Source organism: Streptomyces sp. DG2A-72, assembly GCF_030499575.1.
Classification (GTDB): Bacteria; Actinomycetota; Actinomycetes; order Streptomycetales; family Streptomycetaceae; genus Streptomyces.
This window is the reverse complement of sequence record NZ_JASTLC010000001.1, coordinates 3,271,834-3,286,673: the sequence shown is the minus strand read 5'-3', so window position 1 is coordinate 3,286,673 and position 14,840 is coordinate 3,271,834. Positions and strand designations below refer to the sequence as shown.

Annotated in this window: 14 protein-coding genes and 1 pseudogene; 11 read left to right on the top strand and 4 right to left on the bottom strand. The window is 70.3% G+C overall.

Annotated features, from left to right (window positions below; genetic code table 11):
• The first annotated feature begins 13 nt into the window (after positions 1-13).
• From hrcA to QQY66_RS15610, 11 genes are all read left to right on the top strand, one after another.
• Positions 14-1,030, top strand: coding sequence for a heat-inducible transcriptional repressor HrcA (hrcA, locus tag QQY66_RS15660; protein WP_301980944.1), 1,017 nt, complete (start codon positions 14-16; stop codon positions 1,028-1,030).
• Entirely contained in the window at positions 1,031-2,170 is a 1,140-nt protein-coding gene (gene dnaJ / locus QQY66_RS15655) for a molecular chaperone DnaJ (protein ID WP_301980943.1), read from the top strand.
• A 246-nt stretch (positions 2,171-2,416) separates the two neighbouring features.
• Positions 2,417-3,502: a nitronate monooxygenase gene (locus tag QQY66_RS15650; protein ID WP_301980941.1), complete on the top strand. Its 1,086-nt coding sequence runs from the start codon at positions 2,417-2,419 to the stop codon at positions 3,500-3,502.
• Positions 3,502-4,242 (top strand): 16S rRNA (uracil(1498)-N(3))-methyltransferase, encoded by a 741-nt coding sequence (locus QQY66_RS15645; protein ID WP_301980939.1) that lies wholly within the window; start codon positions 3,502-3,504, stop codon positions 4,240-4,242. Before QQY66_RS15650 ends, QQY66_RS15645 begins: the two co-directional genes overlap by 1 nt.
• Before the next feature lie 16 nt (positions 4,243-4,258).
• Positions 4,259-4,651: a VOC family protein gene (locus QQY66_RS15640; RefSeq protein ID WP_301980938.1), complete on the top strand. Its 393-nt coding sequence runs from the start codon at positions 4,259-4,261 to the stop codon at positions 4,649-4,651.
• Between the two features lie 152 nt (positions 4,652-4,803).
• On the top strand, positions 4,804-5,337 hold the full coding sequence (locus QQY66_RS15635; protein WP_301980936.1) for a hypothetical protein: 534 nt from the start codon (positions 4,804-4,806) through the stop codon (positions 5,335-5,337).
• 74 nt (positions 5,338-5,411) lie between these two features.
• Positions 5,412-8,612, top strand: coding sequence for a S41 family peptidase (locus QQY66_RS15630; RefSeq protein ID WP_301980935.1), 3,201 nt, complete (start codon positions 5,412-5,414; stop codon positions 8,610-8,612).
• Positions 8,613-8,731: 119 nt separating this feature from the next.
• Positions 8,732-9,085 (top strand): histidine triad nucleotide-binding protein, encoded by a 354-nt coding sequence (locus QQY66_RS15625; RefSeq protein ID WP_301980934.1) that lies wholly within the window; start codon positions 8,732-8,734, stop codon positions 9,083-9,085.
• A gap of 6 nt (positions 9,086-9,091) precedes the next feature.
• Positions 9,092-9,997 (top strand): ribonuclease Z, encoded by a 906-nt coding sequence (locus tag QQY66_RS15620; RefSeq protein ID WP_301980932.1) that lies wholly within the window; start codon positions 9,092-9,094, stop codon positions 9,995-9,997.
• A gap of 20 nt (positions 9,998-10,017) precedes the next feature.
• Positions 10,018-11,010, top strand: coding sequence for an adenosine deaminase (locus tag QQY66_RS15615; RefSeq protein ID WP_301980931.1), 993 nt, complete (start codon positions 10,018-10,020; stop codon positions 11,008-11,010).
• A 223-nt stretch (positions 11,011-11,233) separates the two neighbouring features.
• The gene (locus QQY66_RS15610; RefSeq protein WP_301980930.1) at positions 11,234-11,818 is read left to right on the top strand and encodes a DinB family protein; all 585 of its coding nucleotides are present in this window, start codon (positions 11,234-11,236) and stop codon (positions 11,816-11,818) included.
• Here QQY66_RS15610 and QQY66_RS15605 read toward each other — a convergent pair.
• The 4 genes and pseudogenes from QQY66_RS15605 to QQY66_RS15590 form a co-directional block, all read right to left on the bottom strand.
• The gene (locus QQY66_RS15605) at positions 11,815-12,123 is read right to left on the bottom strand and encodes a hypothetical protein (RefSeq protein ID WP_301980929.1); all 309 of its coding nucleotides are present in this window, start codon (positions 12,121-12,123) and stop codon (positions 11,815-11,817) included. The two genes, QQY66_RS15610 and QQY66_RS15605, sit on opposite strands and share 4 nt — an antisense overlap.
• Before the next feature lie 284 nt (positions 12,124-12,407).
• Positions 12,408-14,000, bottom strand: a complete 1,593-nt coding sequence (locus QQY66_RS15600; RefSeq protein ID WP_301980928.1) for a peptide-N4-asparagine amidase — start codon at positions 13,998-14,000, stop codon at positions 12,408-12,410.
• 225 nt (positions 14,001-14,225) lie between these two features.
• The gene (locus QQY66_RS15595; RefSeq protein ID WP_301980926.1) at positions 14,226-14,615 is read right to left on the bottom strand and encodes a hypothetical protein; all 390 of its coding nucleotides are present in this window, start codon (positions 14,613-14,615) and stop codon (positions 14,226-14,228) included.
• Between the two features lie 62 nt (positions 14,616-14,677).
• Positions 14,678-14,830 (bottom strand): annotated as a pseudogene (locus tag QQY66_RS15590) (transposase); the annotation flags it as partial.
• Positions 14,831-14,840 lie beyond the last annotated feature (10 nt).

The following is a 14,840-nucleotide window of genomic DNA, read 5'->3' as shown; positions in this document are numbered from 1 at the left end:
GAGGTGTGCGCAGATGCTGAGTGAACGCAGGCTTCAGGTGCTGCGCGCCATCGTCCAGGACTACGTCGGCACGGAGGAGCCGGTCGGCTCCAAGGCGCTCACCGAGCGGCACAACCTCGGTGTCTCCCCGGCGACCGTGCGCAACGACATGGCAGCCCTGGAGGACGAGGGGTTCATCGCCCAGCCGCACACCAGCGCCGGGCGCATCCCCACGGACAAGGGCTACCGCCTCTTCGTCGACAAGCTGGCCGGCGTCAAGCCGATGAGCGCGCCCGAGCGGCGTGCCATTCAGAACTTCCTCGACGGGGCCGTCGATCTCGACGATGTGGTGGCGCGGACCGTGCGGCTGCTCGCGCAGCTGACGCGGCAGGTCGCCGTCGTGCAGTACCCCTCGCTCACCCGCTCCACCGTGCGGCACGTGGAACTGCTCTCGCTCGCTCCCGCGCGCGTGATGCTCGTGCTGATCACGGACACCGGGCGGGTCGAGCAGCGGATGGTCGACTGTCCGGCGCCGTTCGGCGAGGCCTCTCTCGCCGATCTGCGCGCGCGGCTCAACAGCCGGGTCGCCGGACGCCGGTTCTCCGATGTCCCGCAGTTGGTCGAGGACCTGCCCGAGGGCTTCGACCACGAGGACCGCGGCACGGTCTCGACGGTGCTCTCCACGCTTCTGGAGACCCTCGTCGAGGAGAACGAAGAGCGGCTGATGATCGGCGGCACCGCCAATCTCACCCGCTTCGGGCATGACTTTCCCCTCACGATCCGGCCGGTGCTAGAGGCGCTGGAGGAGCAGGTCGTGCTCCTCAAGTTGCTTGGTGAGGCCGGGGATTCGGGCATGACCGTACGCATCGGTCATGAGAACGCCTACGAGGGACTCAACTCCACGTCCGTCGTGTCGGTCGGCTACGGTTCGGGCGGCGAGGCAGTCGCCAAGCTCGGCGTGGTCGGACCGACCCGCATGGATTACCCGGGAACGATGGGAGCGGTACGCGCAGTGGCACGGTACGTCGGACAGATCCTGGCGGAGTCGTAAGTGGCCACGGACTACTACGCCGTTCTCGGCGTGCGCCGCGACGCGTCGCAGGAAGAGATCAAGAAGGCCTTCCGGCGGCTCGCACGCGAGCTGCACCCGGACGTCAATCCGGATCCGAAGACCCAGGAGCGGTTCAAGGAGATCAACGCCGCTTACGAGGTGCTGTCGGACCCGCAGAAGAAGCAGGTCTACGACCTCGGCGGCGACCCGCTGTCCCAGGCCGGCGGCGCCGGTGGCGCGGGCGGCTTCGGCGCGGGCGGCTTCGGGAACTTCTCGGACATCATGGACGCGTTCTTCGGTACGGCGTCCCAGCGCGGCCCGCGGTCGCGTACGCGGCGCGGCCAGGACGCGATGATCCGGCTGGACGTCGAGCTGGACGAGGCGGCCTTCGGCACGACCAAGGACATCCAGGTCGACACGGCGATCGTCTGCACCACCTGTAGTGGTGAGGGCGCGGCGCCGGGGACCTCCGCGCAGACGTGTGACATGTGCCGCGGTCGCGGTGAGGTGTCTCAGGTGACGCGGTCCTTCCTGGGCCAGGTCATGACCTCGCGTCCGTGCCCGCAGTGCCAGGGCTTCGGGACCGTGGTCCCCACGCCGTGCCCGGAGTGCGCCGGCGACGGGCGCGTACGGTCCCGCCGTACGCTCACGGTCAAGATCCCCGCCGGTGTCGACAACGGCACCCGCATCCAGCTCGCGGGCGAGGGCGAGGTCGGCCCCGGCGGCGGCCCCGCCGGTGACCTGTACGTCGAGATCCACGAGCTGCCGCACTCGCAGTTCCAGCGGCGCGGCGACGATCTGCACTGCACGGTCACGCTCCCGATGACCGCGGCGTCCCTCGGTACCAAGGTCCCGCTGGAGACGCTGGACGGCCTGGAGGAGGTCGACATCCGGCCCGGCACCCAGTCCGGCCAGTCGATCCCGCTGCACGGCCGGGGCGTCACGCATCTGCGCGGCGGCGGCCGGGGCGACCTGATCGTCCACGTCGAGGTCCAGACCCCGACCAAGCTCGACCCCGAACAGGAACGCCTACTCCGCGAACTGGCCAAGCTGCGCGGCGAGGAGCGGCCCACGGGGCAGTTCCAGCCGGGGCAGCAGGGGCTGTTTTCTCGGCTGAAGGATGCCTTCAACGGGCGTTGACGTCGCCTGGGAGGAGCTTGGCTGTCTGCTGGCGTAGGTGGCCGGAGGCCTGCCGGGGGTCCGGCCCGCCGCGCAGCGGCTATCGGACGCAGCGTCCCCCGGGCAGACACAGCCAGTCGGGGTAGCAGGGGTTGTTCTCGCGGTTGAAGGATGCCTTCAGCGGGCGTTAGCCCTGGCATGCCGTTGGCCTATGCCAGAGGGAAGGCCGGATTCGGACTTGTTCGGAGGACGTGACAACATGCCGTCATGTCCTCCGCACTGACCGATCTCTTCCCTCATCCGATCGTGCAGGCCCCCATGGCGGGCGGAGTCTCCGTCCCGCATCTCGCTGCCGCCGTGTCCGAGGCCGGCGGGCTCGGGTTTCTGGCCGCCGGGTACAAGACCGCCGACGGCATGTACCAGGAGATCGAACAGCTGCGGCGGATCACGAGCCGCCCGTTCGGCGTGAACCTGTTCATGCCGCAGCCCGAGTACGCCGATGCCGCCGCCGTGGACGTCTACGCCCATCAGCTCGCCGGTGAGGCCACCTGGTACGAGACCGAGCTGGGCGACCCCGACAGCGGTCGCGACGACGGCTACGACGCCAAGCTCGCCGTCCTGCTCGACAACCCGGTGCCGGTGGTCTCGTTCCACTTCGGCGTGCCCAGCCGGGACGTGCTGGACTCGCTGCGCCGCGTCGGCACCTTCACGCTGGTCACCGCGACCACCGCCGAGGAGGCCCTCGCCGTGCAGCGGGCCGGTGCCGACGGGGTGATCGTGCAGGGCATCGAAGCGGGCGGCCATCAGGGCACGCACCGGGACGTCCAGGAGACCGACGGCGGCGGCATCGGCCTGCTGTCGCTGATCGCGCAGGTCCGCGAGACCGTGTCGCTCCCGCTCGTCGCCGCCGGCGGCATCATGCGCGGCAGCCAGATCGCCGCCGCCCTCGCCGCGGGCGCCGGCGCGGCCCAGCTCGGCACGGCGTTCCTCGCCACCCCCGAGTCCGGCGCCAACGCCCTGCACAAGCAGGCGCTCACCAACCCCCTGTTCGTCCGTACGGAGTTGACGCGGGCGTTCTCCGGCCGCCCGGCCCGCGGCCTGGTCAACCGCTTCCTGCGCGAGCACGGCCCGTACGCGCCCGCCGCCTACCCGGAGATCCACCACCTCACCTCGCCGCTGCGCAAGGCGGCGGCCAAGGCGGGCGACGCGCAGGGCATGGCGCTGTGGGCGGGACAGGGCCACCGGATGGCCCGCGAACTGCCCGCCGGACAGCTGGTGGAGGTGCTGGCCGCCGAGATCGCCGCCGCGAAGACAGCGTTGTCGGCCGCTCCGTCCATGGGAGGCGGTGCCTGATGACCGCCCCCGTCTTCGTGGTCGAGCACTTCGACGCGGGCAGCGGCGGGCGGTACGTCCTCGACGGCCCCGAGGGGCGGCACGCGGTCTCGGTGAAGCGGCTGCGGCCCGGCGAGGACCTGGTGCTCACCGACGGGGCGGGCCGCTGGGCGGACTGCGTGGTGCTGGACACCGAGGGCAAGGACCGCCTCATCGTCCGGCTGGACTCGGTGGCCGAGCAGCCGCAGGCCGAACCCCGCATCACGATCGTCCAGGCCCTCCCCAAGGGCGACCGCGGCGAACTCGCCGTCGAGACGATGACCGAGGTCGGCGTGGACGCGATCGTGCCGTGGGCCGCCTCCCGCTGCATCACGCAGTGGAAGGGCGACCGCGGGCTGAAGGCACTGGCCAAGTGGCGGGCCACGGCGCGCGAGGCCGGCAAGCAGTCCCGCCGGGTGCGCTTCCCCGACGTCGCGGACGCCGCGACCTCCAAGCAGGTCGCGGCACTTCTCGCGAAGGCCGACTTCGCCGCCGTACTGCATGAAAGCGGTGCGGAACCCCTCGCCGGTGTCGAACTGCCCGCCCAGGGTGAGATCGTGCTGGTCGTCGGGCCCGAAGGGGGCGTCTCTCCCGAGGAGTTGACGCTGTTCGCGGAGGCCGGTGCGCAGGCGTACCGGCTCGGGCCCAGTGTGCTGCGTACCTCCACCGCCGGTACCGCGGCGGCGGCGCTTCTTCTCGGCCGCACCGGCCGGTGGTCCTGAACACCCGGGAGTGGTCATGGAACTCGCCCAAGTACGGCTGCTCGTCACCGACTTCGCCGCCTGCTACCGCTTCTACTCCGAGGTTCTCGGCCTCAAGCCGCAGTCGGGGGCGACGGAGGGTCCGTACGAGAAGTTCAGTTCCGCCACCGGCTCGGCGGGGATCGCGCTCCAGGACCGGGCGATGATGGCGGAGGTGCTGGGTGAGCTGGGTGACGCGGCCACGGGTCACCGTTCTCTGGTCGTCCTGCGCGTCGATGACCTGGACTCCTACTGCGAGCAGATCGCCGGGCGTGGCGCCACGCTGTTGCATGGGCCGACCCATATGGCCGCCCGTATGCGTGTCGCCCACCTCAAGGATCCGGAGGGCAACCTGGTGGAACTCCAGGAGTGGTTGCTGCTGCGCACGTGAGCGCTCCGCTGGAAGGGCGGTGGTGACCTGCGGGCCGGTGGGGGCTTGTCGCGCAGTTCCCCGCGCCCCTTTGGGGCGCCTCAGTCGGGCGGCACTTGAGTGGCCGTATGCGCTCTTTCGTGTCGGGCGGGACAGTGGCAGGCTGCCCTCCCATGGGGGCATTGCGGTGGGTTTGGGATCGCCCGCGCGGGGCGAGAGTGGTTGCCGTGGCTGGAGCCGTCGGCGGTGCCGTCGCCTGTGATCCGGCCGGGCTGAGTTCGGCGACGGTGGCGTACACGACCGACCAGACCGTCACCAAGGAACTGGAACGGCAGAACGCGAAGGTGAGCTGGCTCAGCTGCACGGCGTCCTTCGGGGACGGCAACAAGGCCTCTACGCCGGGGAGTTCGAGCCCGACCGAGGACGCCGTCGCCAATGTCGACTGCCAGGGCCGCACCGACCAGGGGCAGGACATCACCGTCACCGGCAAGGTGACGCGCGCGGTCAACGGCAAGTGCGTACGCGGGGACCTCACCGCCAAGATCGACGGCAAGGAGTGGTTCCACGTCGAGGGTCTCGGCGACTGCGACGCCGCGAACACCCCGCCGGTCGACAACCCGCAACAGCCCGGGGCCACGGTCACGGTCACCGAGACGAAGACCCTGTGGTGCAAGGAGCAGCCGGACTGCTGGCCCGAGGGCAAGTGAGCCGTGGTCCCCGCAGACCGGGCAAGTGATCCAAAGGCCTGTCCAGCGGCGCCGCGCCTGCATAGGGTGATCGGGTGACAGAGCCCGCATCCGCCGCGTATCTCCGCTTCCCGCACCTGCACGGCGACCTGGTCGCCTTCACCGCCGAGGACGACGTCTGGCTCGCGCCTCTCGACGGCGGCCGGGCCTGGCGGGTCAGCGCCGACAATGTGCCGGTCACCCTGCCGCGCATCTCGCCCGACGGTACGACGGTGGCGTGGACCTCCACCCGCGACGGCGCCCCAGAGGTGCACATCGCCCCCATCGACGGCGGGCCCGCCAAGCGCCTGACGCACTGGGGCAGTTCACGCACCCAGGTGCGCGGCTGGACCCCCGACGGCCAGGTTCTCGCCGTCACGACCTACGGCCAGGCCAACCTCCGCCGCAGCTGGGCCCACGCCGTCCCGCTCGACGGCGGACCGTCGACCGTCCTGCCGTACGGCTGGGTCGGCCATGTCGCCTACGGCCCGAGCGCGGTGCTGCTCTCCTCGCCCATGGGGCGGGAGGCGGCGTGGTGGAAGCGGTACCGGGGCGGTACGGCGGGCAAGTTGTGGATCGACCGGGAGGGGGACGGGGAGTTCGTACGGCTGCATGAAGAGCTGGACGGCAACCTCGAGTACCCGGTGTGGGCGGGGGAGCGGATCGCGTTCCTGTCCGACCATGAGGGGGTCGGGGCGTTGTACTCCTCCCTCGGCAACGGTTCGGATCTACGGCGGCACACTCCTGTCGACGGCTTCTACGCCCGGCACGCCTCCGGCGACGGCACCCGCGTCGTGTACTCCTCCGCCGGTGAACTCTGGATCCTGGACGACCTCGACGGCGCCGAGCCGCGGGGGCTCGACATCCGGCTCGGGGGGCAGCGCACCGACCGGCAGCCGTACCCGGTGAACGCCTCCCGCTGGTTCGGGTCGGCGTCCCCCGACCACACCGCGCGCGGCAGCGCGGTCGCGGTGCGCGGCGCCGTGCACTGGGTCACCCACCGCTCGGGACCGGCCCGCGCGCTCGCCGCCGAGCCCGGCGTACGGGCCCGGCTGCCGCGCACGTTCCGCGCGGAGGGCGAGGAGTGGGTGGTGTGGGTGACGGACGCCGAGGGCGACGACGCCCTGGAGTTCGCGCCGGCGACCGGTCTGGCTCCGGGGGCGACTCCGCGCCGGCTCGCCGCCGGGCAGCTGGGCCGCGTGCTCGGGCTCGCGATGGCGCCCGACGGCAGCAGGGCCGCCGTGGCCTCGCACGACGGACGTGTGCTGCTGGTCGAGCGCGAGACGGGTGAGGTGCGCGAGGTCGACCGCAGCGAGGACGGCGACGCCTCCGGGCTGGTCTTCTCGCCCGACTCGGCATGGCTGGCCTGGTCGCACCCCGGCCCGCGCCCGCTGTGCCATCTCAAGCTCGCCAACACCACCGACCTGTCGGTCACCGAGGCGACCCCGCTGCGCTTCCAGGACTACGCACCCGCGTTCACCCTCGACGGCAAGCACCTCGCCTTCCTGTCGACGCGCGCCTTCGACCCGGTCTACGACGAGCACGTCTTCGACCTGGCCTTCGTCGTCGGCTCCCGTCCGCACCTGATCACGCTGGCCGCGACCACCCCGTCCCCGTTCGGCCCGCAGCGGCACGGCCGCCCCTTCGACGCGCCGGACAAGGACGAGACCCCGGACAGCGAGGGCGCCCCGACCACCCGCGTCGACCTGGAGGGGCTCGCCGACCGGATCGTGCCGTTCCCGGTCGAGGCCGCCCGCTACTCCGGGCTGCGCGCCGCGAAGGACGGCGTGCTGTGGCTGCGCCACCCGGTGCGCGGGGCGCTGGGTGCCACCCGGGCCAACCCGGACGACCCCGACCCCAAGTCGGAGCTGGAGCGGTACGACCTCGTCCAGCGGCGCGTGGAGCATCTCGCGGACGACGCCGACCACTTCCGGGTCAGCGGCGACGGCAAGCGGGTCCTGCTGTGGACCGACGGCCGGCTCAAGGTCGTCCCCAGCGACCGGCGGGCCGCGGGCGACGACGAGAGCGACACCAACATCACCGTCGACCTCGGCCGGATCCGCCAGACCGTCGACCCGGCGGCCGAGTGGCGGCAGATGTACGAGGAGAACGGCCGCATCATGCGGGACAACTTCTGGCGTCCCGACCTGGGCGGCACGGACTGGAACGGCGTCCTCGACCGCTACCGCCCCCTCCTCGACCGCGTCGCCACCCACGACGACCTCGTCGACCTGCTGTGGGAGGTGCACGGCGAGCTGGGCACCTCCCACGCGTACGTCATGCCGCGCGGCGGCCACGGCAGTGGGGACCGGCAGGGGCTGCTCGGCGCGGACATCTCCCGCCACCCGGACGGCAGCTGGCGCATCGACCGGATCCTGCCCTCCGAGACGTCCGACCCGGATGCCCGTGCCCCGCTCGCCGCGCCCGGCGTGGCGGTTCGCGCGGGCGACGCGATCATGGCGGTGAACGGCGTCCCGGTCGACCCGGTGACCGGGCCCGGTCCTCTCCTCGTCGGTACGGCGGGCAAGCCGGTCGAGCTGACGGTGTCGCCCTCCGGCGGCGGCGAGCCCCGGCACGCCGTCGTCGTCCCCGTCGCCGACGAGGAGCCGCTCCGCTACCACGCCTGGGTCGCCGACCGGCGCGCCTACGTCCACGAACGCTCCGGCGGCCGTCTCGGCTACCTCCACGTGCCCGACATGCAGGCGCCGGGCTGGGCCCAGATCCACCGCGACCTGCGCGTGGAAGTCGCCCGCGAAGGGCTCGTCGTCGACGTCCGGGAGAACCGGGGCGGCCACACGTCCCAGTTGGTCGTCGAGAAGCTGGCCCGCCGCATCGTCGGCTGGGCCTCGCCGCGCGGCATGCGGCCGTACAGCTATCCCGAGGACGCCCCCCGCGGTCCCGTCGTCGCCGTCGCCAACGAGTTCTCCGGGTCCGACGGGGACATCGTCAACGCGGCGATCAAGGCGCTGGGGATCGGGCCGGTGGTGGGCACGCGTACGTGGGGCGGCGTGATCGGCATCGACAACCGCTATCGGTTGGTCGACGGCACGCTCGTCACTCAGCCCAAGTACGCGTTCTGGCTGGAGAATTACGGCTGGGGTGTGGAGAACCACGGGGTGGATCCGGATGTGGAGGTCGTGCAGCGACCGCAGGACTATGCGGCGGGGAGGGACGTACAGCTGGACGAGGCGGTGAGGCTGGCGTTGGAGGCGCTGGAGAACAGCCCGGCAAAAACACCGCCGACTCTGCCGACGTAGAGGGGCGCGGGGCTGTATCGATTTGCGGCTCCGCCGCGTGGGCGCGACCAGCCACAAAGCACCCGCAGCCGACGACGATACGATGCACCGTGTAAACCGCCGCGCACCCCGGAGGGACCATGGCAGGGGAACCGCAGGACGACTGTCTGTTCTGCAAGATCGTCGAGGGGCACATCCCGGCGACGATCGTCCGAGAGACGGAGACGACCGTTGCGTTCCGTGACATCAACCCCCAGGCGCCCGTTCACGTCCTGGTGATCCCCAAGGCCCACTACGCGAACGCCGCCGAACTCGCCACCGAGGCCCCCGAACTCGCCGCGCACATACTGCGTGAGACGAAGGCGGTCGCCGACGAGGACAAGCTGGAGAGCTACCGCATCGTCTTCAACACGGGAGCCGGCGCCGGTCAGACCGTCTTCCACGCACACGCCCATGTCATGGGCGGTCGCGGCATGCAGTGGCCGCCCGGGTAACTCACCGTGTCCGTACGTGAATTGGTGGTCCTCGGCACGGCCAGCCAGGTCCCGACCCGGCACCGCAACCACAACGGCTATCTGCTCCGCTGGGACGGCGAGGGCATCCTGTTCGACCCGGGCGAGGGCACCCAGCGCCAGATGCTGCGCGCCGGGGCCGCGGCCCACGACCTGAACCGGATCTGCGTCACCCACTTCCACGGGGATCACTCCCTGGGCCTCGCCGGTGTCATCCAGCGCATAAACCTCGACCAGGTGCCGCACGAGATCACCGCCCACTACCCGAAGTCGGGCCGGCGTTTCTTCGACCGGCTGCGGTACGCCACCGCCTACCGGGAGACGGTCCAGCTCACCCAGGCACCCGTGACCGCCGACGGGGCGCTCGCCACCACCCCCGCCTACACGCTGGAAGCCCGCAAGCTCTCCCACTCCGTCGAGTCGTACGGCTACCGTCTCGTCGAGCCCGACGGGCGGCGGATGCTCCCCGAACGGCTCGCCGCGCACGGCATCAAGGGCCCGGACGTGGGCCGCATCCAGCGCGAGGGCGCTCTCGGCGGCGTCACGCTGGAGGACGTCAGTGAAGTCCGGCGCGGACAGCGGTTCGCGTTCGTCATGGACACCCGGCTGTGCGACGGGGCGTACGCCCTCGCCGAGGGCTGCGACATGCTCGTCATCGAGTCCACGTTCCTCGACGAGGACGAGGAACTCGCCGTAGAACACGGCCATTTGACGGCTGGTCAGGCTGCACGGGTGGCGAAGGAGGGGGGTGTACGGCATCTGGTGCTCACCCACTTCAGCCAGCGGTACACCGAGCCCGACGAGTTCGAGCGGCAGGCGCGGGCCGCCGGGTTCGAGGGGGAGCTGACCGTGGCGCATGATCTGCTGAGGGTGCCGGTTCCGAAACGACGGTAAAACGCCCGTACGATATTTCGATGTCCCTCCCCGTAGCAGAACTGCACCTCCACATCGAAGGCTCCCTTGAGCCCGAGCTGGCCTTCGAGCTCGCCGCGCGCAACGCCGTCGAGCTGCCGTACGCCGACACGGACCAGCTCCGCAAGGCGTACCAGTTCGAGGACCTCCAGTCCTTTCTGAACCTGTACTACGAGCTCATGACCGTTCTGCGGACCGAGCGGGACTTCGAGGATCTCGCCAACGCCTACCTCGCGCGCGCCGCCGCGCAGGGTGTACGGCACGCGGAGATCTTCTTCGACCCACAGGCCCACATCGCGCGGGGCGTGGACATGGGCACGGTTGTCGAGGGGCTGTGGCGGGCGCTGGGCAGCAGCGAGCAGAACCATGGCATCTCCACGCAGCTGATCATGTGCTTCCTGCGCGACGAGTCCGCCGAGTCGGCGATGGCGACGCTGGAGGCCGCGAAGCCGTATCTCGACCGGATCGTGGGCATCGGGCTGGACTCCGCCGAGGTCGGGCATCCGCCGGTGAAGTTCCGCGAGGTGTATGAGGCGGCGGCGGAGCTGGGGCTGCGGCGCGTCGCGCATGCGGGGGAGGAGGGGCCGCCGGAGTACATCACCGAAGCGCTGGACGTGCTGGGCGTCGAGCGGATCGATCATGGGCTGCGGTGCGTGGAGGACCCGGTCCTCGTCGAGCGGCTGGTGCGGGAGCGCGTGCCGCTGACTCTGTGCCCGCTTTCCAACGTCCGGTTGCGCACGGTGGATGTCCTCGCCGATCATCCGCTGCCGGCCATGCTCGAGGCGGGGCTGCTGTGCACGGTCAACTCCGACGATCCGGCCTACTTCGGCGGGTACGTCGGCGACAACTACGATGCGGTGCGGTCGGCGCTGGGGCTGGGCGAGGATCGGCTGCGTGAGTTGGCGCGTAACTCGTTCCTCGCGGCGTTTCTGGAACACGATGAGGAGCGGCGGGCGGGGTATTTGGCTGAGGTGGAGGCGTACGAGTTCGGCTGAGCGGTCTGGTTTGCCGCGGGCCGGTGGGGGGTGATCGCGCAGTTCCCCGCGCCCCTACTGTAGGGGCCGGTCCCCGCTGAACGCCGAACGGTTCCCCTCCAATGTGGGACCGGTTGTAGCAGGTCAGGGCGGCGGCCATGGCCAGGCCTCGGTTCTGCCAGTCGTTGCGGACCACGTACGGGATCTTGAGACCACGAGACAGCCCATGGCAGGCTCATGCCGCATGATCGATGAATTCGCGAAAGACAACCTGCACGGGAGACTGCGGCGGGACCGCAAGGCGCTGCTCTGGAAACTCGACGGTTTGTCCGAGTACGACGCCCGCCGGCCTTTGACAGCGACCGGGACCAACCTCCTCGGCCTGGTCAAACACGTGGCCACCGTCGAGGCCAGGTACTTCGGCGAGGTCTTCGACCGCCCTTGCCCGGAACCGCTGCCCCGGTGGCAGGACTCCAACGGCAGCGATCTGTGGGCGACCGAGGACGAGACCCGCGATCAGATCATCGGGTTCTACCGGCGCACGTGGGAACACTCGGACGCGACGATCAACGAACTTCCCCTCGACGCCCCCGGCCACGTGCCGTGGTGGACGGAGCCTTGCCCCAACACGAACCTGTTCGCCGTCATGGTCCATGTCCTCGGCGAGTCCATCCGGCATGCCGGGCACGCCGATATCCTGCGCGAGGGCCTCGACGGCCGGACCGGCGTGCGCGCCGAACACGAGAAGCCGATCGACGAGGAAGCCCGTGCAGCCTACTGCGCGAAGATCGAGCAGGCCGCCAGGTCGGCCGCACCAATCAAGGCTTAGAGCGGTGGCTCCCTGGCAACCAGCGGCAGCGGCCAGCCGGCGCAGGCCACTGGTGCGCTGCCGTCCTCGGTGAGAAAGAGCAGGGTGGTCCATGTCCGATCGGCAGAATCGATCAGCCCTGTGCGCACGGGCCGGCCATGTTCGCGCATGCGCTGAAGACGGCGCTTGAAGACTCCCGCATGCTGGCCTGCGGGTTGTGCCCGGTCTCCCACCCAGTAGGTGGCGCCGCTGCGGAGGGTGGCCAGAGCTGTCACGGACGCCTCGTCATCACCAGCCAACAGTGATTCCAGCACATGCGGTTCCATGGTCACCCCCGTTCGGATCTTGTGGCACAGCAGCCAGGTACCGCAACCCCAGCAACTGCCACCGCACGGTAGCGATCCTGCGGGGAACAGCGGGGAACCACTGTGAAGGCAATCCGCCTGCAAATGATCGCAACTTCCCAAGCTGAGAGCGCGAGTTCGATTCTCGTCACCCGCTCCAGCAGAAACCCCCAGGTCAGCGACCCGGGGGTTCTTTGTCGTCCAGGCCGATGGGCGGGGGCCGCAATTTCTGTGGAGCGACTGCGCGCCAAGGGCTGGGTCCGGGGTCAGCAGCCGCGCACGTCCTTCGTCAGCACCCCTTGCTCCGTCGCGAGCGTGTGGTCGTAGCACGCGCCGGGAGCCCGGAGCCGGTAGCGCTCGCTGGTTGTGGCCACCGCGTGCCGGTCCTCGCGGGGGACGCCGAGGGTGAAGGTGGCGTCTCCCTGGTAGATGTCGTCGATGCGGGTGGCGTCGAGGAGCGCGTGGTCGCCGACGGACATGATCACGCGGAGGCGGTTGGCGCTGTCGATGGTGGAGCGGCCGTCGAGCGTGTAGGTGCGGTTCGTGCGGGACACCTGGCCGTTGGTGGTCACGGCCTGGTGGTCGCTCCACGTACCGGTCTGGGCGTCGGTGTTCTCGTCCGGCGTCCACTGGTGGTCGATCGCGGTCGTGACGGTCCGCTCGACCGTCGTCGTGACCCGGCCGTGGGAGGTGTCCAGGTAGCCGGTGACCTTCAACCGGTCCTCGCCGTCGGTCACCAGGTGGCGCAGCGAACCGTCGGTGTAGGTGTTGCTCACCGCCGGATCCGCCTTCGTGTACGACGTCACGGCCCCCGTCACCACCGACTTGTGTGCGTCCTGCCACACCAGGATGTTCGTCGGCGCGCTCCACCCCGTCTGGCCGCTCGGCACCCCGACCACCGACACGTCGACCTTGTGCGCTCTGCCGTCGTTGAGCAGCCCCGCGAACGGAGTCAGGTCGAACTCCAGCGGCCGTACGTCGAAGGCGTGTGGGGCGGGGATCACCGACCACAGATAGGGCGACCAGCCCCCGGTCCACACGTTCGGATACGGCGAGGCGATTCCGGCGACCTTCCCGTCGATGCTCACCTGCACCTCGCGGTACGGACCGTCGTCCCCGCCCTGGCAGGAGTACGACGCGGACGGCGTGACCACCGAGTACCAGAACTCCTCACAGCCGCCGCCCGAGCCGGTGGCGTACACCTCGGCGAGAATCCGCGTGGAGTTGCGTGGAGTGGTCAGCGAGGCGCCGGTCGTCACGCTGTCGCCGTCGCTGAGGGGGATGACCCGGTCGGGGGCGGAGGGGGTGCGGCCGGGCTCGGGGGCGTAGAAGGTGAGGGTCACCTTGACGTCGAGCACGCCGGTGTAGGTGTCGTTTACAACGTTGCCTATGAGCATGTCGACCGACTGTGCGCTGCTCAGCGTCTTCTCGTACTCGGTCACGTCCTTCTCGACGGACCAGTTGATCCCGTCCTGCGAGGGCTCGGGCGTCGATGTACGGAAGACCTGTACACCACCGATGTCCAGATAACCGAGCCGGTCGTATTGCCGTCCCTTCACACTCCCGTCCATCCGCAGGACGACCTTGGACCAGCGGCCGGGGGTGCCGCAGCCGGTGGGCGGCGTGTAGGTACCGGTGTAGGGGGTGAAGTCCTTGAACTGCGCCTGGGCGACCGTGACCGAACACGACTTGGTGTGCGGCGTCGAGATGGCCGGGGCGGCGGTCACCGGGTCGTGGTAATCGGTCCCGAACTCCGCCGGCACCGTGTCGGCGGAAGCTGTGCCCAGGGACAGACTGAGAGCGGCAAGCGCGCCGACCAGCACGGTGGCCGTCCTCCCCGGACTGATCAGGGATCTCATGGGTGCCGAAGGTCTCGTGAGTGTCATAGGGCGCAGTGAATATGCGCGTCCCGGCCCCGGCCAAGGGGAGGTGGAAGGTATTGACCAATTCCAGACCGTTCACCGACCGAGCGGGTATGCGCCCGTAATCCAGCCGCCGGGGAAGCCCGGCTCGCGAGGCCACCCCATGGTGCACTGGACGTCCACCATTGCTGCGTGGTGAGTCCCCCTCCCGCCGCACTCAGATCATCGCGGGCTGCCACAGGCCACGCGCTCCGCAGGAGCGTCGTGTTCACGCGCACCGACCTTCGCCCGGCTCTCGCCACGGCCATGGCTGTCGCCCTGACCGGTGGACTGTTGACCAGGACGGAGGTCGCGTCGGCCGGCCGGTACGCCGTGGACTGCGGCGACCTTCACGGTGAGGGTGCTGTTCGCGCCGAGCCGCCCGGCGGGGGCACCCGTGCCGTTGCGGGTGTCGAGGAAGCGGGTGGGGTTGGCCGGCACGAAGGGGCTGCCCCAGGGGGAGGTGCCGTCGACGACGGAGCTGGTATGGAGGCCCTTGAGGTCGGCGATCAGGTGGATGTGTCCGCCGCTGTTGTAGAGCTTGATCTGGCCGCCGGTGCACACCTTGGTCACGACCAGGTTGGAAACGGTCTGCCCGGCGCGGTAGTTGAGGTTGGACGTGCTGGGGCGGCTGCCGCAGTGGTCTTGCCGTCGCCCCGGTAGCTGCGGGAGGCATGGTGAACGGTGCGGCCAGGAATATGGAGAAGCCGCTGGCCGCGACCGGTGAGCAATGCGATCAGCAGGGCGGCTCCGCCCGCGTTCAGGTCGACTGCCCAGTTCACACAACCGGCATACCGC

What these genes read in the sequence shown, in the direction of transcription:
- QQY66_RS15605 (WP_301980929.1), bottom strand. Translation starts at nt 12,123, where the DNA reads ATGGAACCGCATGTGCTGGAATCACTGTTGGCTGGTGATGACGAGGCG.
- QQY66_RS15610 (WP_301980930.1), top strand. Translation starts at nt 11,234, where the DNA reads ATGATCGATGAATTCGCGAAAGACAACCTGCACGGGAGACTGCGGCGG.
- QQY66_RS15600 (WP_301980928.1), bottom strand. Translation starts at nt 14,000, where the DNA reads ATGAGATCCCTGATCAGTCCGGGGAGGACGGCCACCGTGCTGGTCGGC.
- QQY66_RS15615 (WP_301980931.1), top strand. Translation starts at nt 10,018, where the DNA reads ATGTCCCTCCCCGTAGCAGAACTGCACCTCCACATCGAAGGCTCCCTT.
- hrcA (WP_301980944.1), top strand. Translation starts at nt 14, where the DNA reads ATGCTGAGTGAACGCAGGCTTCAGGTGCTGCGCGCCATCGTCCAGGAC.
- QQY66_RS15645 (WP_301980939.1), top strand. Translation starts at nt 3,502, where the DNA reads ATGACCGCCCCCGTCTTCGTGGTCGAGCACTTCGACGCGGGCAGCGGC.
- QQY66_RS15625 (WP_301980934.1), top strand. Translation starts at nt 8,732, where the DNA reads ATGGCAGGGGAACCGCAGGACGACTGTCTGTTCTGCAAGATCGTCGAG.
- QQY66_RS15635 (WP_301980936.1), top strand. Translation starts at nt 4,804, where the DNA reads ATGGGGGCATTGCGGTGGGTTTGGGATCGCCCGCGCGGGGCGAGAGTG.
- QQY66_RS15640 (WP_301980938.1), top strand. Translation starts at nt 4,259, where the DNA reads ATGGAACTCGCCCAAGTACGGCTGCTCGTCACCGACTTCGCCGCCTGC.
- QQY66_RS15650 (WP_301980941.1), top strand. Translation starts at nt 2,417, where the DNA reads ATGTCCTCCGCACTGACCGATCTCTTCCCTCATCCGATCGTGCAGGCC.